Below are 19,827 nucleotides of genomic sequence, written 5' to 3' on the forward strand. Positions count from 1 at the left end.
GCTGACCACATTACCCGAAGGCGTTCACTCCCGTGAGCTCGGCCGAGACGGTCCACAACCGCTCCGCCGAAGCCGGGTCCACGGCGTACGGCCGGACGCCCGGGCTGTCGTCGGTGGAGACCTCCGCGACCTCGCAGTCCTCGCAGAAGACACCGCCAAGACCGTCGAGCTGCGGCGACGTCGCGGCCCAGACCTGAGTGGCCGCTCCCTGCTCGGGCGACTTGAAGCCCCGGCCGACCGGGTTGCCGTCCTCGTCGATCCAGCCGTAGCCGACCATCTCCTCGCGGGTCAAATGACGCTGCAGCGGCGTCAGGATCCCGCCTGGGTGCAACGCGAACGCACGCACGCCGGAATCCTTGCCGAGGGCATCCAGCTGGACGGCGAACAGCACGTTGGCCGTCTTCGCCTGCCCGTACGCCTCCCACTTGTCGTAGCCCAGCCTGAACTCCAGATCGTCCCACCGGATGTCCGACCGCCGGTGCCCCGTCGACGACACCGACACGACGCGAGCGCCGCCGTCGGCCGTCAGCGCGGGCCACAGCCGGTTCACCAGCGCGAAGTGGCCGAGGTGGTTGGTCGCGAACTGCGCCTCCCAGCCGGGGCCGACCCGGGTCTCGGGGCTGGCCATGATCGCCGCGTTGTCGATCTGGATGTCGACGCTGCGCCCCGACGCGAGGAACCGGTCCGCGAACGCACGCACACTGTCCAGATCACCGAGATCCAGCTCGTCGACCTCGACACCCGAGACGTCGGCCAACGTCTCGCGAGCGGCGCCGGGCCGTCGCGCCGGTACGACGACGTGCGCACCGGCCTTGGTCAACGCACGGGTCGTCTCCAGGCCGAGGCCCGAGTAGCCGCCGGTGACGACCGCCAGCTTGCCGGTCAGGTCGATGCCGGCCAGGACGTCGTCCGCGGTGCTGTCGTGCCCGAATCCCGAACCGATCTTGTGCTGTGCTGTCATGCTCCGCACACTACGGATTCGAGTGCACTCCAAGTCAAGCGGTCACGCGTCGAGGTGCGGGTTCTCGCGCAGTGACTCGGCCAGGCGCTGGAGAGCAGGGTTGGGACTGTCCGGACTCCAGCAGGCGTGCAGCGTCACCGAGTGCGCGTCGGCCGGATCGAGCTCCCGGTAACGAACCCCGTCGACCCCCATCGCCTTGATCGAGCGCGGGATCAACGCACATCCGAATCCGGCTCTGACCAGCGCCAGCATCGTCGGAACCTGCGAGGCCAGCTGGCTGACGGCGTACCGGTCCATCCCGATCATCGCCGCACAGATGTCATACAGGTACTGCGATCCTTCCGGGCTGTAGCCGATGTAGCCATCCGTCACGTCGACCAGCGCGACCGGCGAGTCTCCCTCCGCCAGCGGATGGGAAGCCGGTACGGCGACCACCAGGTCCTCCGAGTGGACCAGCACCGACTCGAACTGCGACGGGATCGGTGGTCGAACCAGTCCAAGATCGATCTCCAAGTTCGCCAACGCCTCGAACTGCGACGGGCTGACCAACTCGGTGAGCTCTGCGGTCACCGCCGGAGTCCGCTTCGCGATCATGGTGAGGAAGTCGGCCAGTACGGCGTACGCGCCGATCGCGGTGAACGCGATCCGCAGGGTCCCGGTCTGTCCCTCGGCCGCGCGCCGCGTCGCCTCCGGGGCGACTTCGAGCAGGGCGAGTACTCGACGGGCGTGTTCGAGGAAGACGTCGCCGGCCGCGGTCAGCCGGACTCCCCGGCCGGTCCAGTCGAACAGCCGGACCTCGAGAGATCGCTCCAGGCCCTGGATCTGCCGGGTCAGCGGCGGCTGGGTCATGTTCAGCCGCTGGGCGGCGCGGCCGTAGTGGAGTTCCTCGGCGACAGCGACGAAGCCGCGCAGTTGCTGGAGCGAGAGGTCCATACCGGCACGGTATCGGTTCATGCGAAATCGGGCTTGGACCTGCATAACGGAAAGCGCCTACCGTCAAAGCGACGCTCAAGCGAAGGAGCCCCCACGGTGCCGAAACTCGTTGCCCTGATGTCCCCCGAACGTGCCGACGACGTGGTCGACCCGCAGACCCGCCGCCTGCTCGAGGACCGGTTCGAGGTCGTCTGGGCGCAGTCCGCTCACGCCGCCGGACCGGCAGCGCCCGGCAAGCCACCGGCGCTGGACCCGGCAGCCGTGCCCGGGCTGGTGGCCGGCGCCGACGTACTCCTGACCAGCTGGGGTACGCCGCATCTCGGCAAGGAACTGTGGGCCGACGGCAACGGACCGAAGGTGGTCGCGCACGCGGCCGGCACGGTCAAGAACCTGATCGACCCGGTCATCCTCGACCAGGGTGTCGCCGTCTTCTCGGCCGGCCCGCGGATCGCCTGGTCCGTCGGCGAGTACTGCCTCGCCTCGATGCTCACCCTGGCCCGTCGTCTCCCCCGTTTCGACCAGGCGATCCGGCACGGTGGCTGGAAGCAGACCGGCTTCCGCGGCCACGAGCTCGCCGGTGCCAAGGTCGGCATCGTCGGCGCGAGCAGTACCGCCCGCGCACTCATCACGCTGCTGCAGCCCTTCCACTGCGACCTCGTGGTCTACGACCCCTACCTCACTGCCGAGCGCGCGGATCAGCTCGGCGTCCGCACCGCCGAACTGCGGGAGACGGTCGAGAGCGCGTACTTGTCGATCCACGTCCCGAACGTGCCGGAGACCAAGGGCATGATCTCCCGCGAGCTGATCGGGCGGATCCCCGACGGCGCGGTCGTCGTGAACTCGTCCCGTGGACCCGCGATCGACCAGCAGGCACTGCTCGACCACGTGCTGGACGGACGCCTGTACGCCGCTCTCGACGTCTACGACCCTGAGCCGCCGTCCTTCGACGCGACGATCCTCCAGGCGTCCAACCTGCTGCTCAGTCCGCACGTCGCCGGCGATACGGCGGAAGGTCACCTCGCGCTCGCCGGGTACGTGCTGGCCGACGCACTGAAGTGGCTCGAGGACGGCACGCGCGGACCCAGCTTCGTCGATCCGGCCGTCTGGTCGATCGCGGCCTGAGAGGAGGACCCGATGTCCCGGATCGCCCAGGTCGAAGTCTTCCCGGTTGCTGTCCCGTTCGCCCGCCGGTTCGTGCTCGGCAGCGGAGCGGTCGGCTCCCCCGGCGCCGCTCCGGATCAGGCCGCCGCGGTGGTGTTCGTGAAGCTGACCACCGAGGACGGTGTGGTCGGATGGGGAGAGCAGAGGGCGCTGCCCAGCTGGAGCTACGAGACCGCCGAGACGATGGCCGTCGTGATCAGGCGGCACCTCGCCCCGATCCTGCTCGAACTCACCCCGTTCGACGTCGAGCTCTTCCACCAGCGCGCCTCCAAGCGCCTCAGCCCCGCGGTGTCGAACGGCTTCCCCTTCGCCCGCGCCGCAGTCGATGTCGCGATGCACGACGCGGCCGGCAAGCTCGCCGGTGTCCCCGTGCACGCGCTGCTGGGCGGCAAGGTGTACGACGAGATCCCGCTCTGCTCAGCCATCGGGGTCGGCGACCAGGAGGCGGTCCGCGACCATGCGATCCAGTCGTCGGACTACCCGGCGTACAAGGTCAAGATCGGGGGCGATCTGGATGCGGACACCGAGGCGATCCGGACCGTGGCCGAGGTGGCCGGCGGCAAGCCCTTGTGGCTCGACGCGAACCAGTCGTACCGCCCCAGCGCGCTGCGGCAACTGCTTGACCGGACCAGGGACATCCACACGATCCACTGTGTCGAGCAACCCGTGCCGAGCACGGACACGCTCGCGATGCAGCGGCTGCGTGAGCTGATCGACCTGCCGATCGCGATCGACGAGGGCAGCTTCTCCGCGCAGGACCTGGCTCGGGCGATCCGGTTGGACGCCGCGGACCTGGTCGTGATCAAGGTCTGCAAGTCCGGCGGCCTGCGGAACGCGCTCAAGACCGCCCAGACCGCGCTGTCCGGCGGTCTCGAGATCCTCGCCAGCGGCCTCACCGACTGCGGAATCGCGTTCGCCGCCGCGCTGCACGTGTTCAGTCAGCTCGAGCTCGCCCTTCCCGCCGAGCTCAACGGGCCGGAGCTGCTGTCCGATCTGTACGTCGAGGGACTGAGCATCACCAAGGCCGTCGCAACGGTCCCCACCGCCCCTGGACTGGGCGTTCAGGTCGACGAGGAGCGAATCCGCGCCGAGTCGATCGACCTGCTCTATCGGTGAGGAGACAACCATGAGCACGAAGCTGTCCCGCCGCAGCTTTCTCGAACTCAGCGGCCTGGCCGGGCTGGGGCTGGCCGTGGCCGGCTGCTCGTCCGGTCCACCGGCCGGGTCGGCCACCTGGGCCATGTGGTCGAGCAGCGCCGCGGAGCGGAAGGTCTGGCAGGACTTCAGCGCGTACGTCGAGCAGCAGCTCGAGGTGAAGTCCATCCCGACCCTGACCCCGTCCGGCCCCTACCCGACCAAGCTCGACCTCCAACTGGTGAGTGGGACAGCCGGCCTGGTGACCGCGCTGAACGGAACGCTCATCCCGACCTACGCCGCCCGCGGTGCGCACCGGCCGCTGGACGACCTGATCGAGGGCGACTCCGACTTCGACCTGGACGACTTCTACCAGCCGATCCAGAAGATCTCGAGCTTCAACGGCAAGACGTACGCGATCGGGTTCGACGTCGCGCCCACCGTCATGTACTACAACAAGAGCCTGCTGCAGAAGCAGGGCATCGCGCTGCCGTCCCGGACCGAGCCGATGCCGTGGGCAACGTTCCGCGACCTGGCCGTCGAGCTGACCCACGCGCCGGACCAGTACGGCTTCACCTGCGCGCCGGCGATCGACGACCTCGTGTCGTGGATCTACTGCGCCGGCGGCAACGTGATGAGCGAGGACGCCTCCCGCAGCATCCTCGGCGAGCCGGAGGCGATGGAGGCGGTGCAGTTCGTCATCGACCTGTTCGTCAAGAACAAGGTCACACCGCCGATCAAGAACCTCGTCACCGAGAGCTCGCTGTCGAACTTCCTGGAGGGCAACGTCGCCTTCATGCAGAACGGCCCGTGGCAGGTCGTCAACGTGCGCAAGGCCGAGTTCGACTGGGACATCATCCCGTTCCCGGCCGGTGCCGCCGGCAGCACGCCGCGGGTCTCCGGCTCCGGCTTCGCGATTCCATCGGGGGTGCGCGAGGGTGCCGATCTCGATCTCGCGTGGAAGCTGCTGAAGACGCTCACCAGTACGGGCGCCTTGGACATCTACGCCAAGGCCGGCCGGAACAACCCGGCCCGGTTCAGCGCCGGCAGCGCGTTCCAGCCGCCGCCGGACAACCTCGGCATCGTCCAGGACATCCTGGCCGGCAAGGTGGCGGGCGGACACCCGTTCGACGTCACCACGAACTGGAACCAGGTCAAGCAGTTGCTCGGCCAGGACCTGCCGCGCTCCTTCCTCGGTCAGGTCCCGGTGCCCGAGGCAATCGCCGGAGTGACTCCGCGTCTCGACGTACTGATGCGGCAGCACCTCGACAACATCCGCCAAGCCACCGCCAGGAGGGGGTGATCCCGATGGCCCTGACCACCACCACCCAACCCGTGCCGGCGACCGCCGTACCACCACGTCCCGCCTCGAAACCGACGCCGCGCTGGCGCAACCGCGAGTCGCTCACCGCCTGGCTGTTCCTGCTGCCGAGCCTGATCGGATTCCTGATCTTCACCGCCGGCCCGGTCGTCGCCGCCGGCGTCATCTCGCTGCTCGACTGGAACCTGTTCAGCCCACCCACCTGGGCCGGCCTGCGCAACTTCGCCCGCCTCGGCCCCGACCCGACCTTCTGGTCGGCGCTCGGCAACACGGCGTACTTCACCTTCGTGAGCGTGCCGCTGACGATCCTGGTGAGCCTCGCGCTGGCGCTGCTGCTGAATCAGGGCCTGCGCCGGATCGCCGTCTTCCGCTCGCTCCTGCTGTTGCCATACGCAACGATCACGGTAGCGGTCGCGTTCGTCTGGATCTGGCTCTACATCCCGCACGACGGTCTGGCGAACGCCACGCTCGGGCTGTTCGGCATCCACGGGCCGGCCTGGCTGATCTCGGACAACTGGGCGATGCCGGCGCTGATCCTGATGAGCGTGTGGAAGAGCTTCGGCTTCGGCATGGTCGTGTTCCTGGCCGGTCTGCAGGCGATCCCGCAGCAGCTCTACGAGGCCGCGCGAGTCGACGGCACCTCGCCGTGGCAGAGCTTGCGGAACGTGACGCTGCCGATGCTGTCACCAGCACTGTTCTTCGTGATCGTCACCTCGATCATCGGCTCGTTCCAGGTGTTCGACCAGGCCCTCATCATGACGAACGGCGGACCGGGCACGCGCACGACCACGTTGGTGATGTACATCTACCGGACCGGCTTCGAGAACTACGACCAGGGGTACGCCGCCGCGCAGTCGCTCGTGCTGTTCGCCTTCATCGTGCTGATCACCGCCACGCAGTTCTTCCTCGGCATCCCACGCGACTACGAGGAGGCCGCCCGGCTCGACGGTGCCAACCGCTGGCAGGCGTTCATCCGGGTGATCGTGCCACTGGCGGTCCCGGCGATCGCGACCCTGGCGGTGTTCAAGTTCATCGGTCAGTGGAACAACCTTCTGTGGCCGTTGGTCATCTCGAACAGCGACGCCACCCGGACGGCGTCGGTCGGGCTGCAGGTGTTCCAGGACACCAACGGCACGCAGTGGAATCTGCTGCTGATGGCCGCCACCGTCACCACGGTCCCGCTGATCATCCTGTTCTTCCTGACGCAACGCTGGTTCGTCCGAGGTATCACCATGAGTGGGCTGGGAGGCCGCTGAATGACCTATCTGTGGTCCGTCTTCACCAAACCCTGGGCGGGGCTGCCCGGCGACGAGCTGGGCCGGCTCGTCGCCGGCCTCGGATTCGCCGGCGCCGAGGTCCCGGTCCGCGACACCTCCTACGTCACTCCCGCGGCGGCGGAGACCGAGCTGCCGAAGTTCACGGCACAGTTGCGGGCCGAGGGCATCGAGCCGATCAGCGTTGCCAGTGATCTCTCCGAGCGCGTCTTCGCTGCTTGTGCGGAGGCCGGCGTACCGATGATCCGGATCATGGCTGACGTCGGCCCAGACGGGTACGCCGCATCGGTACGACGCAATCGCGTGCTGCTCGAGGAGGCCGCCGTACTGGTGGAGCGGTACGGCGTCCAGGTCGGCGTGCAACCGCATCACGGGCGGTTCATCGCGTCGACGCTCGGCGTACTGCAACTGCTCGACGGGCTGCCGGAGTCGTTCAAACTCGTGTGGGACGCAGCGCACGATGCGCTCGCCGGTGACGACCCCGCCGTCACCCTCGAGCTCGGCGCCGACCGGCTCGGCATCGTCAACCTCAAGAACGCGTACTACGTCCACACCGACGACGGCTGGAAGACGTACTTCGGCCAGGCCGGCGAAGGACTGTCCGACTGGACCGCTGTGTTCGCCGCCTTGGAAAAGCTCAACTACAGCGGGCCGATCTGTCTCACCGGCCAGTACTCCGACCTCAGTGTGCCGGTCGACGAACGCGTGAAAACTGATCTCCAGACCGCTGTCACATCATCGCGCCGGGATCCGTCGAGGGAGTGAAGACAACACCACGGAACCTGGAGAAACCTCCCATGAATGCACGGATGACGAACCCCGCCGAGATCCTCCCTGACGCCACCAAGGGCGTCCAGAACATCTACAAGGCCATCGCCCAGGCCGGCGCCCCGGGGTCGACGCTCGAACTGGTGCACCTGCGGGCCAGCCAGATCAACGGCTGCTCCCCCTGCGTGTTCGGCGGGATCAAGTCGGCGCTCAAGAACGGTGAGACCGACGAGCGGCTGCACCAGGTCGCCGCCTGGCGCGACTCGGACCTTTTCACCGCCTCCGAGCGTGCGGCGCTCGAGCTCGCCGAGGCCGCGACCCGGCTCGCCGACCGGCCGGGCGCGGTCACCGACGAGATCTGGGCCGCGGCCGCCGAGCACTTCGACGAGCGGCAGCTGTCCGGGATCGTGATGATGATCGCGCTCACCAACATGTTCAACCGGATCAACACCACCGTCCGCACCCCGGCCGGAGCCACCTGGTAGGACCTGCGCTACGCATAGTCTGAGCGCCGGTGTCGAGAAAGGCACCGGCGCTCCGACGTACCCAGGACAGGACGGAGATTCGCGATGAAATACATGCTGCTGATCTACGGGAACACCGACACCTGGGATGCCCTGAACGCGGCGGGAATCGAGCAGGTGCTCGAACAGCACCGCATCGTCGCCGAGGAGCTGAAGGCGAACGGCGAGTATGTCGACGGCCTCGGACTGACCACCGCGAGCGCCCGAGTGGTCAGGGTGAACGACGGCGTCCCGGCGGTCACCGACGGACCGTTCACCGAGGCGAAGGAAGTGCTGGCCGGTTACTACCTGGTCGAGTGCAGTCTGGAGCGGGCCACGGAGATCGCGGCCCGGCTGCCGGAGGCTCCGTATTCTCCGATCGAGATTCGCGCGCTGACCGATCCGATGGCGGACTGAGCGCCGTCCGCAAGGAGGGACAGCTACAGAAACTTGCCGGCCTCAGCTCGGCGTTGGGATCTGAGACCGGCGAGTCACTCAGCTCTGTGCTTGGCCGCTGGGTTTCAGCTCGGGTGTGCCGACGCGAGGATGACCCCACCTGATGCAGGTTGGTCACCCATGCCCCGGCCACCCCGGACGAACACAGTCGCGCCCCGCTCCGGCGCTGGTGCGCCTTCGCGGAGTCGCAGCGTGGTCGTCATACCGTTGCTCAGTCTGAGCACTGCCACGCGTCGCGGCCGCCCCGACGGAATCGACGAGTTCACCTCGTGGATGCCGGTGCAGACCGCTGGTTGGATCGAAGCCCGTCCGAGCTCTGCGTTGCCGTGACTCCTCACATCACGGCACTGCTCGGCGAGCCTTGTCATCGCTGACACGCGTCCCCCTTCTCTTGTTGTTGCCCCCGAGTGGCGGGTTGGCGCGGCCGCCGCGCAGGCAGCAGCCGCACACTCCCCCGTTCAGTCCGCACCCGGAAAGAACGCGGAAGTGATCATGGAAGCCTTGCTGAGAGTGACGACCATTTCAAGGGATCGTGACCGGAATCCCGCGTGCCGGGACCGCTGTCCACGATTACCCCTGGGTAGCGCGTTTACTGCCCGCCGAAGCCTGTCGTCGCGACACCCTTGATGATGTGGCGCTGGAAGAACAGGAAAACCACCACCAGTGGCAAAGCCGCCAGGATCGCCGAGGCCATGTTCTGCGCGTATTGCAGGCCATAGGCGCTCTTCACCGTCTGTAGGCCGACCGGCAACGTCATCAGGTCCGCGTCGGTGGTGACGATGAACGGCCAGAGGAAGTTGTTCCAGGCACCGATGAAGACGAAGATCGCCACCGCCGCGAGGATCGGGCGGGACAACGGCAACACGATCGACCAGAACACCCGCAGCCGGTTCGCGCCGTCCACCCGGGCGGCGTCCTCCAGCTCGATCGGGATCTGGTCGAAGAAACGTTTGAGAATGAGCACCATCGCCGGCGCGATCGTCTGCGGCAGAATGATTCCCCAGTAGGTGTCGACCAGGTCGAAGGCGAGCATCTGGCGGAACAACGGCACGATCAGCATCTGCGGCGGAATGATGATGGCGCCGATGATCGCGGCGTACAGCCAGCGCCGCCCGGTGAAATTGACCCGGGAGAAGGCATAGCCGGCCAGCGCCGAGACGGCCACGGTGAGGAACGTGATCGCCATCGAGGTGATCAGGCTGTTCCACGCCCAGGACGGGATGTCGCCGGCCGAGAGCACCTTGCGGTAGGCGTCGAAACCCAGGCCGTCCGGCGGATTCAGGCTGATCGTCGACGCCCCGGCGTCCGCTTCGCTCTTCAGCGAGGTCAGCACCGCCCACGCGAACGGCACCAGCCAGGTCGCGGCCAGGAATGCCAGCACCAGCAGCGCCACCATCCGGGAGATGCTCCACGGGTTCTCGCCCGGCTTGTGCCCCTGCCTGATGTTCCGGGCCAGCGTGTACGTACTCATGCCGCGTTCCTCCGGTTGATCAGCTTGTACTGCGCCAGCGACACCAGCACGATGATCGCGAAGAACAGGTACGAGATGGCCGACGAATAGCCGAACCGGTAGCCGGTGAAACCGGACTCGTAGATGTACTGCACGATCGACCGGGTCGCGCCGGCCGGACCGCCGTTGGTCAGCATGTAGATCTGGTCGAGGACCTTCAGCGACGCCAGGATCTGCAGCGTCACGATCAGCGCGGTGGTCGGCGCCAGTTGAGGGATCACGATCGAGAACAGTTGCCGCCACTTGCCGGCGCCGTCGATCGCGGCCGCCTCGAACTGCTGCTCCGGGATGTTCTGCAGCGCGGCCAGGTAGAGCAGGAAGTTGAACCCGATCGTCCACCACAGCGTGGTGACCACGACCGAGATCATCGCCACGTTCGGATCCTGCAGCCAGGCCACCGGCGCGATCGCGAACTCACCCAGTACGCCGTTGATCAGCCCGAGCTTGGGGTTGTACATCCAGGACCAGAACATCACCACAACGGTCGAGGCGAGCAGGTACGGCAGGAAGAACGACAGTCGCCACAGCCAGCGCCCCGGCAGCCCGAGGTTCACCAGCAGAGCGAAGGCCAGCGAGAGGACGACGAGCGGAACGGTGCTGAGGACCGTGAACCACAAGGTGTTACCCAGTGATTTCCACATGTCCGGGTCGGTCAGAGCCTCGGCATAGTTGGCGAACCCGAGCAGCTGACCACCCGAGCCGGTCAGCGTCTCGCCGGTGAAGCTGAGGTAGAGCCCGTAGATCGCGGGCACCACCAGGAACAGCACGAACAGGACGGCGAACGGTGCCGCGAAGGCCCATCCGGTCACTCGCCGCGCCGGGCCCGGTCCTGTCCGGATCCGGGGCCTTCGGCAACGACCTCGGCCGGCGTGGTGGTTGCGTCGATGGCGGTCGACATGATGACTCTCCTCTCACACCGGCTGCGGACGGTCGAGCAGCACGGTTAGCCGCTTGACGAAACCTTCGAATCCGGCGGCGGGGTCACCGCTGCCGAGGTACACGTTCTGGACGTTCTCGGCGAAGTACTTGTGGAAGTCACTGCCCGCGCCGCCGAACCAGACGTCCGGGTCGTAGTTCACGTATGCCGGGATGCCCGCGTAGTTCGACTGCGGCTTCAGCTCCTGGTACTCCGGACTCCGGACCACCGGCTGGTACGCCGGGATGTGACCGGCACCGGCCCACTTCACCGACCGCTTCAGGATCTCCGCGACCAACTGGTACACATGCTTGCGGCGTTCCGGTGACGCTTTCGACTGCCGCGGCAGCACGAACGTGTGCGAGTCCGCGTACGCCGCGTCGGTGCCGAACAGTGTCGGAATCGGACGAGCGTCGACCGGCATCTTGGCGTCCTTCAGCACCGGCAGTTCCCACACGCCGCCGAAGAACAGCCCGCTCTCACCGTGCAGGAACTCGCTGGTCGCCGTACCGCCGTCGCCGCTGCGGCTGGCGATCTTGTCGTCGAGCAACGACTGGACGAAGGACAGTGCCTTCACCGCCGCGTCCTCGTCGACCTGCGCCTTCTGGCCCGGCACGAGCTTCATCTCCGCGCCCAGTTGCCGGTAGAACGTGTAGAACAGCCGCCACATCTGCGAGCCGTCGCCCAGATAGCCGTACGAGACACCGTGCTTCCCGGTCACTTCCTGCATCTTGGTGGCGACCTCGGTGAACTCCTCCGGGCTCTTCATCGTCTGCAGGGCGTCCGTGACGCCGGCCTTGGTGGCGTGCTCGGTGTTGTAGTAGAGGACGAACGGGTGCGTGTCCAGTGCGATCGAGTAGAGCTTGCCGTCGTACATGCCCTTCTGCCACACCAGCGGCGGGAAGTCGCTCTCCTTCAGGCCGACCTCGGCCAGCAGGTCGAGGTCCCACGGCTCGAGCAGCCCGCCGGGCGCGTAGCCGGCGATCCGGGACGCGTGCATGATCGCGACGTCCGGAGCTCGGCCGCCGGCCGACGCCATCGCCAGCTTGGTGTAGTACGGCGGTCCCCAGGCGAGCACGGTCTGGGTCGCGTGGAAGCCGAGGTTCGCGGCGTTGACGGCGTCGACCAGGCCGGCCATCACGATGCCGTCGCCACCGGTCATCAGGTGCCAGTAGTCGAGGTCCGCGGTCGACCGCGACGCACCGGGCGCGCAGCCGAACAGCATCCCGCCACCAGCGAGCGCGGCCGCTCCGGAGAGCAGACGACGCCGGGAAATGTGCCGATCAAACGATGTCATACGGTCTCTCCTTCGGGCGGCGGGACCGATGATTACATCGTTAGAATGCACTCCACAGGAGGCCGGTGTGGATTTCTGCTGCAATGTGTCCGCTAGCGTGTGGTGCTGTTGCGTATCACGATGCGGTGCGGGACCATCACTCGGCGTGGCGCCGTGTTCTTGTCACTCATCCGCTCGCCGAGCAGGTCGAGAGCCGCCTCGACGAACGCGCGCCGGTCGAAGTCGACCGTTGTCAGCGGCGGGATCATGAACTGGCTCTCCAGGATGTTGTCGAACCCGGCCACCAGGGTCTGCTGCGGTACGGCGATGCCCGCGCTCCACAGCGCCGACAGTGTGCCCGACGCGATCGTGTCGGTGAAGCAGAAGAACGCGTCCGGCAGTTCATGCTCGGCCAGGTACTTCCCCACCACCGTGGCCGCGCCCTCGGGCCGCCACCGGTCCAGCCCGATCTCCAGCGCCGGATCGATCGGTACGCCGGCCTCCTCGAGCGCCTGGTGATAGCCGGCAGTCCGCAACCGGGAGGCCGCCGTACCCGGGGCTTCGGCGGAACCGGCGAGGACGCCGGCACCACTCGAGCCGCGTGGGACTTCCGGCGTACCGACGACGGCGATCCGCCGGCATCCCTGCGCCAGCAGGTGTTTCGTCAGGTCGCGGGCCGCAGCGACGTTGTCGATAGCGACCTGGCTGACCAGGTCCTGGTCGACGTCTCCGATCAGCACCAGTGGTGGCAGCGGGCCGGCCGACAGTACGGCGCTGTCGTCGAGGTTCACTGGGTTCAGGATCAGGCCGTCGACCAGGTACGCGCGGGCCTTGGACAGCAACTCGAACTCACGCTTGGGCTCGGCCGCGGTCTGCTCGATCTGCACGCCCCAGCCGCGCTCGTGCGCGAGCTCCACCACGAGATGGACGATCTCCGCGGAGTACGGCCGGAGCAGGTCGGGTAGCGCGAGCGCGATCATTCCGGAGCGGCCGTTGCGCAGGCCGCGCGCACTCATGTTGGGAACGTAGTCGAGCTCGGCCACCGCCTGCTCGACCCTGGCCCGCGTCTCCGGACGCACGAACACGACGCCGTTGATCACGTTCGACACCGTCTTCGGGGACACCCCGGCCAGCTTGGCGACGTCTTTGACGGTGGCACGCATGCCGCCATTGTCACACCTGGCCACGATGTCACACAGTCAGCGTGTACTCAGTGCCCCGCCGTTGACGTGCAGGACCTGACCGGTGAGGTGGCGTGCGGCCGGCGAGGCCAGGAAGTGGATCGTCCCGGCGATGTCCTCGACCTGCCCCTCACGGTTGATCATCGTTGCTTCCAGCAACGTTTGACGGCGCTCGGCCGTCATCCGTCCCTGGAAGAACTCGGTCTCAGCGGTGTAGCCAGGTGCCACCACGTTCGAGGTGACGCCGCGCGGTCCGAGTTCGGTCGCCGCATCCACGTTCCACATCGCCAACGCGGCCTTGGACGCGCCGTACGAGCCGGCACCACGGGCACCGGCGATCGAGCCGAGATGCACGACCGCTGTGGTAAGCCGCGATGCCAACGCCGTCGTCGTCAGCACAGCACTGAGCAGGTTGGCCTCGAGGTTGGTCAGCCAGTTCGCCTTCAGTTGCTCCAGGCCACCTTCCGGCGCACCGAAGTCGGTGTTGCCGCCGGCATTGTTGACCAGTACGTCGATCCGGTCCGGCAGCGCATCCAGCAGCCGCTCGATCTGTCCCGGGTCGGTCGCGTCACACACCACTCCCCTGGCTCCCAGATCCGCCGCGGTCTTGTCCAGCACGTCCTCGCGACGTCCGGTGATCACCACCTCGTCGCCGTCCGCGCGGAACCACTCGGCGGTCGCCCGCCCGATCCCGGTCGCTCCCCCGGTCACCACGATCGTCCTCGTCACGTTATTCCTCACGTTTAGGTCTAAATGTTTAGATCTAAACGTAGCATGTGGTCGTGGCCGACTCCTATCCCCTCGATTCGCCGAGCCCGTACCCCGCCGCGGAGATCGCCCGCGCCTGGCGGCGGGAGCGGCCCGGGACGCGGACCGACTCGATCGAGATCGTCACTCCCCTGTGGCGGCTGGCCAAGCTCTTCGCCGACGACCGGCGGCGGCTGCTCGCCGATCTCGGTGTCGACCCGGCCACGCTCGATCTGCTCAGTGTGCTGCGTCGAGCCGGAGTGCCGTACGAGTTGACGACCCGTGAGTTGAGCCGCCGAACGCTCGTCACCGCCGGCGCCATCTCGCAACGGGTCGCCCGCGCGGAGGACTCCGGCCTCGTCACCCGCCGGACCGCCGGTGATGGGACCCGCGCGGTCGTCGTGACTCTCACCCAGACCGGCCACGACCTGATCGAGCGGACCGTCGACCAGGTGCTGACCCGCGAGTCCGAGCTGGTCGCGTCCCTGTCCCCCACCGGCCGCGCCGAGCTCGCGTCCCAGCTCCAGGAGTTGCTCGACGACGTCGGCCGGCGAGCCCGCAAGCCTTAACCCGGGCGTAGAGGGTTCTGCGTGCAAGCAAGCGGGGATCCGCGAGCCAACTTTGTACGACCGGTTCAATGAAACAATTGAAGGATGCTTGCTGCCGACAATCACGATGCCATCCAGGTGCGGGGAGCCCGCGAGAACAATCTCGCCGGCGTCTCGCTCGACATCCCGAAGCGCCGGCTCACCGTCTTCACCGGGGTCTCCGGCTCCGGCAAGTCGTCGCTGGTCTTCGACACGATCGCCGCCGAGTCACAGCGGCTGATCAACGAGACCTACACCGCGTTCGTGCAGAACTTCATGCCCAGTCTGGGCCGGCCGGACGTGGACTCGCTCGGCAACCTGTCCGCCGCCATCGTCGTCGACCAGGAACGGATCGGCGCCAACGCCCGCTCCACCGTCGGCACCGCGACCGACGCCCACACGATGCTCCGCATCCTCTTCAGTCGCGCCGGGACGCCGTACGCCGGTCCGCCGTCGGTGTTCAGCTTCAACCGGGCCGAGGGCATGTGTCCCGACTGTGAAGGACTCGGCCGGACCACCGAGTTCGACCTGGACGAGTTGGTCGACCGGAGCAGGAGCCTGAACCAGGGTGCGATCACGGCACCCGGGTACGCCGTCGGCGACTGGCCGTGGCAGGTGATGGCGCACTCCGGGCTGTTCGATCCGAATCTGCCGCTCGAGGCCTATCCCGAGGAGACCTGGCGGCAGTTCCTCTATCAGGAGCAGACGAAGATCAGGGTCGGGAAGAGCAACGTGACCTTCGAGGGCCTCGTCGTCCGGCTTCGGCGCCAGTACCTCGGCAAGGACCGCGAGTCGATGCAGGGCCACCTTCGCGCGTTCGCGGAGCGGGCCGTGCATCAGCCGACCTGCGCCGCGTGTGGTGGCGTCCGGCTGAACGAGGCGGCCCGGTCGGTCATGGTCGACGGTCTGACCATCGGCGAGTGCTCGGCCTTGCAGATCAGCGACCTCGCCAAGTTCGTTGCCGGGGTCAAACATCCGGGCGTCGGACCGATGGTTGAGGGACTGCGCCAGACACTCGACTCGATGGTCACGATCGGGCTCGGCTACCTGAGCCTGGACCGGGAGTCGTCGACGTTGTCCGGCGGTGAGGCACAGCGGGTGAAGCTGGTGCGCCATCTCGGCTCGAGCCTGAGCGATGTCACGTACGTGTTCGACGAGCCGACCATCGGGCTGCATCCGCACGACATTCAGCGGATGAACAACCTGCTCCTGCAACTGCGGGACAAGGGCAACACCGTGCTGGTGGTCGAGCACAAGCCGGAGACGATCCGGATCGCCGACCACGTGGTGGACCTCGGACCGGGTGCGGGTCTGGCCGGCGGCCGTCTCTGCTACGCGGGCGATCTGGACGGGTTGAAGCAGTCCGGCACGCTGACCGGCCGGTACCTGGATCATCGCGTCGCCGTACGGGACGACGTACGGCGGCCGACCGGGCGGCTCGCCATCGAGAACGCGACGCTGCACAACCTGCGGAACGTCGACGTCGACATTCCGCTCGGGGTACTGACCGTCGTGACCGGGGTGGCGGGATCCGGGAAGAGTTCGCTGGTCCACGGGTCGCTGGCCGGACGCGACGGGGTGATCATCGCCGGGCAGGAGCCGATCCGCGGTTCGAAGCGGAGTAATCCAGCCACGTACACCGGGCTGCTCGACCCGATCCGGACCGAGTTCGCGAAGGCGAACAAGGTGAAGCCGGGGTTGTTCAGTGCGAACTCGGTCGGTGCCTGCCCGACCTGCAAGGGCATCGGGCTCGTCTACACCGATCTGGCGGTGATGGCCGAGGTCGCGTCGACCTGCGAGGACTGCGACGGCGCCCGCTTCACCGCGGAGGTGCTCGCCTATCGCCTGCGTGGCAAGAACATCAGCGAGGTCCTGCGGATGACGGTGTCCGAGGCGCGGGTGTTCTTCACCAAGGGACAGGCCGGCACGATCCTCGAGCGGCTGGCGGCGGTGGGTCTCGGCTACATCGGTCTCGGGCAGCCGTTGACCACGCTGTCCGGCGGTGAGCGCCAGCGGCTGAAGCTGGCCATCAACATGGGCAGGAGCGGTTCGATCTACATCCTCGACGAGCCGACGACCGGCCTGCACCTGGCCGACGTCGACCAGTTGCTCGCGATGCTCGACAAACTCGTTGACGACGGCAACACCGTGATCGTGATCGAGCACCACCAGGCCGTGATGGCGCACGCAGACTGGCTGATCGACATCGGACCGGGGGCCGGCAGCGACGGCGGTCGCGTCGTCTTCACCGGCACCCCGGCCGATCTGGTCGAGAGCAGCCCGACGCTGACCGCGGAGCACCTCCGCGAGTACGTCACCTCAGCGAACGAGCTCGGCGGCGAGGTTCTCGATCACGTCGCGCCAAGCGTCTAGGTGGCCGGCGGCGGGGCCGGTCTGGGTGACCACCAGGCGGGCCCCGCCGTTGCCGTCGCGCAAGGCCCAGGTGACCTCGCCCTGCGAGCAGGTGTAGGTCAGGAGCTCCGCCTCGGTCACGTCGGTCACCGCACCGGGATCAATGCCCTTGGCAACGAACCCGGCCGGCGGCCGATTGCCGACGGTCGCCGACTCGGCTCCGGTGAGCAACTGCCACACGACCTCCTTCGGCCGCACCAACTGCCGCTCGAACCGCACTCCCCCGTCGTCCAGCACGACGCCCTGGTCGAGCCCGTACGCCTTGACGAAGTGCTCGTGCAGTACGGCGTAGTCGCGCTCCGGCACGGTGTCGCCGAGCACCCGCTCGAGCGCGTCGAAGCACAGCGTCCAGCCGCCGGAGAAGCTCGCGGATCCAGGCCGGTCGTCGTACGTCGCGGTGAGGTGCAAGGTGCACCCGGCGCCCGACGGGACGAGTTCCCAGCGGAGCACCTCGACGCCCCAGGTGTACTCGATCAGGTGCGGTGGTTCGTAGGCGCGGATCACGCCACCGTTCTCGAGGTCGACGGGCGCGCCCGGGTCCTCCTCGAACGTGAACGTGACCGCACCGTCGAGCCGCAGGTCCAGCTCGACCGCGGCGGGGAACCACCCGGCCAGCTGCCCCGGCTCGGTGATCGCTCGCCAGACCTTCTCCACCGGATGCCGCAGTGCCCGCTGCATCCGCAGTACTGTCCGGCCGTTCTCCGTGCTCAAGGTCTCGGTCATGACCTCATATATACCCGATCAGGCATATACGATCAACCGGCGAACCGGGCCACATCCGCGAGTTCATCGGCGAGGTCCATCCGCGGGCCGAAGAGCTCGTACGAACGATCCGCATGCCGCCAGGTACCGATGACGCGCCCGCCCCGCACCACCGCCGGACGAAGCATTCCGCCACCCGGAAACACCTTCCGGTGGTACTCCTCGGCCAGAGCCTGCCGCCGATCCTGATACCCGAGCAGATACGCGTCGAACTCCCCCAGCAGGCGCACGGCCTCGCTCCCCGGCAGATCCTCGACCGCGACCAGCACATCCCCCTCGATCTCGAACGACTCGGTCGCCACGGCCCGCACCGCGGCCCGCGCGGCCGGCACCGGCAGCCCCGACCAGGTCGCGAAGTCCCGAGCCGTCGCCGGGCCGTACGCCCCCAGGTATCGACGGGCCAAGTCCTCGGCATCGCCTTCCAGCACGAGCGGCTTCCCCAGCCAGTCGCGGACCGCGACCCAGGTCTCGTCCTTGTCATATCCGGGCCCGTAACACAGCCGTCCGAGCAGTCCGGTGTGCCGGATCAGCGCATACACCGCCTGCCCCCGCGGTTCCTCGATCAGCCCGGCCTTCACGAGTACGTCGGCCAACTCGGCGCGACCAGTCGGTCCGTGGATGAGCAGATGCTCCTCGAGAAGGTCGGCCGCTTCGGCCCGGATCGCCTCGGTCAAGCCGAGTTCGCCGTACCGGCGCTCGGTGTCCTTGATCAGCTTCGGACCGAGCAGCCCGAGCAGCGGGCCGGCATCCTCCACCGCGACGAGTTGCAGAGTCCCGCGCATGAACCAGCCGCGGATGACGGATCGATCGACCTCCTGCGCCTGCGACACATCAGCGAAGGTCGTGGCAGCCGATCGAGCCCGCACGGCGTGCGCCGCCCCACGCCAGGCCTGGGCCTGCAGGCCGGCCGTTCGGTGTACGACGTCCGCCACGGCAGCCGGACCGGGATCGGTGACGGGGCGATCCAGGCAGTTGGCCTCGAAACGCGCGGCCAGAAGCCAGTCGACAGACCTGTGCGGCACCCCTGCATCACATCATGAGCAGGGGTGCCGCAGACAGGTGCCTCGTCAGCCCAGAGCGGGCTGGACGAGGTTGGCGTAGTTGGCTTGGCCGGTGACGTTCGGGTGGTAGGACTCGGTGACCGGGTTGGACAGACCGTTGATCCACTCCGGGCTGCCGCAGACGGAGTGGCCGATGAACAACTGGGTCGGGTTGACAAACGCGAACCCGGCCGCACTCGCCGAGGCGGCGATCTTCGAGTTGAGCAGGTCGGCGGTCGCGTTCAGCCGGGTCATCTCGTCCGGGCTGAAGAACGTGCCGGCGTTGCAGTCGGTCCCGTTGAAGATCCGCGGGTAGCCGACCACCACGACCCGGGCCGACGCCGCCCGGCTCCTGATCGACGAGTACAGGGTGTTCAGCCGGCCGGGCAGCGTGTTGTTGATGATCGACTGCGCATTGGCGACCGCGCCGGTGCAGTTGCCGAGCCAGGACGGCTTCGCGCACTCGGTGATCACCGACGAGAACCCGGCGTCGTTCCCGCCGACCTGCACGGAGACGATGTTGGTGGAGCCCGTCACCGACGGAAGCTGGTTCGCCGTGACGTCGGCGACCCGGGCCCCCGAGCAGGCCACGAAGGTCAGGTTGGCTCCGATCCGGCCGGCGTCGATGTAGGCGTACGCCTTGGTCGAGCGCTGGCAGGAACCGCTACTGGAGATGTAGGTGCGGGTGCCGACGCCCGAGGCGTAGGAGTCACCGAGTGCGACGTAGTTCGGTGCGGCCGCGTGGGCGACCCCGGGACTGAGGAGCATCGCGGCGCCGAGGGCCGCGGCGGTGAGCAAACTGGCGATGGACTTCATGGGGCGGACCGCCTTTGCGTATGCGAGAGGTGGCGACAGAAGTACTCATCGTCACCTTCGCTGACTCGC

At 67.7% G+C, this 19,827-nt stretch carries 19 protein-coding genes; 9 read left to right on the forward strand and 10 right to left on the reverse strand.

From position 1 onward, the window contains the following. Positions 1 to 10: 10 nt before the first annotated feature. Both ACIBG5_RS06645 and ACIBG5_RS06650 read right to left on the reverse strand, forming a co-directional pair. A complete protein-coding gene (locus ACIBG5_RS06645) occupies positions 11 to 961 on the reverse strand; it encodes an SDR family NAD(P)-dependent oxidoreductase (protein WP_396390498.1) in 951 nt (316 codons plus the stop codon). A gap of 42 nt (positions 962 to 1,003) precedes the next feature. Further along, on the reverse strand, positions 1,004 to 1,894 hold the full coding sequence (locus ACIBG5_RS06650; protein WP_396390499.1) for a LysR family transcriptional regulator: 891 nt from the start codon (positions 1,892 to 1,894) through the stop codon (positions 1,004 to 1,006). Positions 1,895 to 1,990: 96 nt separating this feature from the next. Here ACIBG5_RS06650 and ACIBG5_RS06655 point away from each other — a divergent pair, with 96 nt between their 5' ends. The 7 genes from ACIBG5_RS06655 (at position 1,991) to ACIBG5_RS06685 (ending at position 8,472) form a co-directional block, all read left to right on the forward strand. Then, positions 1,991 to 3,016: a hydroxyacid dehydrogenase gene (locus ACIBG5_RS06655; protein WP_396390500.1), complete on the forward strand. Its 1,026-nt coding sequence runs from the start codon at positions 1,991 to 1,993 to the stop codon at positions 3,014 to 3,016. Positions 3,017 to 3,028: 12 nt separating this feature from the next. Then, entirely contained in the window at positions 3,029 to 4,171 is a 1,143-nt protein-coding gene (locus ACIBG5_RS06660; protein ID WP_396390501.1) for a mandelate racemase/muconate lactonizing enzyme family protein, read from the forward strand. A gap of 10 nt (positions 4,172 to 4,181) precedes the next feature. Next, positions 4,182 to 5,492: an ABC transporter substrate-binding protein gene (locus ACIBG5_RS06665; protein WP_396390502.1), complete on the forward strand. Its 1,311-nt coding sequence runs from the start codon at positions 4,182 to 4,184 to the stop codon at positions 5,490 to 5,492. Between the two features lie 5 nt (positions 5,493 to 5,497). Continuing rightward, positions 5,498 to 6,766, forward strand: coding sequence for an ABC transporter permease subunit (locus ACIBG5_RS06670; protein ID WP_396390503.1), 1,269 nt, complete (start codon positions 5,498 to 5,500; stop codon positions 6,764 to 6,766). Then, the gene (locus tag ACIBG5_RS06675; protein WP_396390504.1) at positions 6,767 to 7,549 is read left to right on the forward strand and encodes a sugar phosphate isomerase/epimerase family protein; all 783 of its coding nucleotides are present in this window, start codon (positions 6,767 to 6,769) and stop codon (positions 7,547 to 7,549) included. It begins immediately after the preceding gene. Between the two features lie 44 nt (positions 7,550 to 7,593). Next, on the forward strand, positions 7,594 to 8,037 hold the full coding sequence (locus ACIBG5_RS06680) for a carboxymuconolactone decarboxylase family protein (RefSeq protein WP_396390505.1): 444 nt from the start codon (positions 7,594 to 7,596) through the stop codon (positions 8,035 to 8,037). 84 nt (positions 8,038 to 8,121) lie between these two features. Next, entirely contained in the window at positions 8,122 to 8,472 is a 351-nt protein-coding gene (locus ACIBG5_RS06685; protein WP_396390506.1) for a YciI family protein, read from the forward strand. Positions 8,473 to 9,100: 628 nt separating this feature from the next. Here the strand turns inward: ACIBG5_RS06685 and ACIBG5_RS06690 are convergent. The 5 genes from ACIBG5_RS06690 to ACIBG5_RS06710 all read right to left on the reverse strand — a co-directional run bounded on the left by ACIBG5_RS06690 (position 9,101) and on the right by ACIBG5_RS06710 (position 14,123). Further along, positions 9,101 to 9,982, reverse strand: a complete 882-nt coding sequence (locus tag ACIBG5_RS06690; RefSeq protein WP_360439068.1) for a carbohydrate ABC transporter permease — start codon at positions 9,980 to 9,982, stop codon at positions 9,101 to 9,103. Next, entirely contained in the window at positions 9,979 to 10,830 is an 852-nt protein-coding gene (locus ACIBG5_RS06695) for a carbohydrate ABC transporter permease (RefSeq protein ID WP_396390507.1), read from the reverse strand. The genes ACIBG5_RS06690 and ACIBG5_RS06695 overlap by 4 nt, the downstream gene beginning before the upstream one ends. Positions 10,831 to 10,932: 102 nt before the next feature. After that, on the reverse strand, positions 10,933 to 12,234 hold the full coding sequence (locus ACIBG5_RS06700; RefSeq protein WP_396390508.1) for an extracellular solute-binding protein: 1,302 nt from the start codon (positions 12,232 to 12,234) through the stop codon (positions 10,933 to 10,935). 92 nt (positions 12,235 to 12,326) lie between these two features. Further along, positions 12,327 to 13,376 carry a LacI family DNA-binding transcriptional regulator gene (locus ACIBG5_RS06705; RefSeq protein ID WP_396390509.1) on the reverse strand — a complete coding sequence of 350 codons (1,050 nt, stop codon included), beginning with the start codon at positions 13,374 to 13,376 and terminating at the stop codon, positions 12,327 to 12,329. A 36-nt stretch (positions 13,377 to 13,412) separates the two neighbouring features. Beyond that, entirely contained in the window at positions 13,413 to 14,123 is a 711-nt protein-coding gene (locus ACIBG5_RS06710) for an SDR family NAD(P)-dependent oxidoreductase (RefSeq protein ID WP_396390510.1), read from the reverse strand. A gap of 53 nt (positions 14,124 to 14,176) precedes the next feature. Here ACIBG5_RS06710 and ACIBG5_RS06715 point away from each other — a divergent pair, with 53 nt between their 5' ends. Then, a complete protein-coding gene (locus ACIBG5_RS06715) occupies positions 14,177 to 14,710 on the forward strand; it encodes a MarR family winged helix-turn-helix transcriptional regulator (RefSeq protein ID WP_396390511.1) in 534 nt (177 codons plus the stop codon). Positions 14,711 to 14,794: 84 nt separating this feature from the next. Further along, positions 14,795 to 17,101 carry an ATP-binding cassette domain-containing protein gene (locus ACIBG5_RS06720; RefSeq protein ID WP_396390512.1) on the forward strand — a complete coding sequence of 769 codons (2,307 nt, stop codon included), beginning with the start codon at positions 14,795 to 14,797 and terminating at the stop codon, positions 17,099 to 17,101. Here ACIBG5_RS06720 and ACIBG5_RS06725 read toward each other — a convergent pair. The 3 genes from ACIBG5_RS06725 to ACIBG5_RS06735 are packed head-to-tail and all read right to left on the reverse strand — an operon-like array spanning position 17,048 to position 19,758. After that, on the reverse strand, positions 17,048 to 17,863 hold the full coding sequence (locus ACIBG5_RS06725; RefSeq protein ID WP_396390513.1) for an SRPBCC family protein: 816 nt from the start codon (positions 17,861 to 17,863) through the stop codon (positions 17,048 to 17,050). The genes ACIBG5_RS06720 and ACIBG5_RS06725 overlap by 54 nt on opposite strands. A 32-nt stretch (positions 17,864 to 17,895) precedes the next feature. After that, a complete protein-coding gene (locus tag ACIBG5_RS06730) occupies positions 17,896 to 18,924 on the reverse strand; it encodes a winged helix DNA-binding domain-containing protein (RefSeq protein WP_396390514.1) in 1,029 nt (342 codons plus the stop codon). Positions 18,925 to 18,969: 45 nt separating this feature from the next. Next, complete coding sequence (locus ACIBG5_RS06735) at positions 18,970 to 19,758, reverse strand: SGNH/GDSL hydrolase family protein (protein WP_396390516.1); 789 nt, start codon at positions 19,756 to 19,758, stop codon at positions 18,970 to 18,972. Positions 19,759 to 19,827: the final 69 nt, after the last annotated feature.

Source organism: Kribbella sp. NPDC050241, assembly GCF_044459685.1.
Taxonomy (GTDB): domain Bacteria; phylum Actinomycetota; class Actinomycetes; order Propionibacteriales; family Kribbellaceae; genus Kribbella.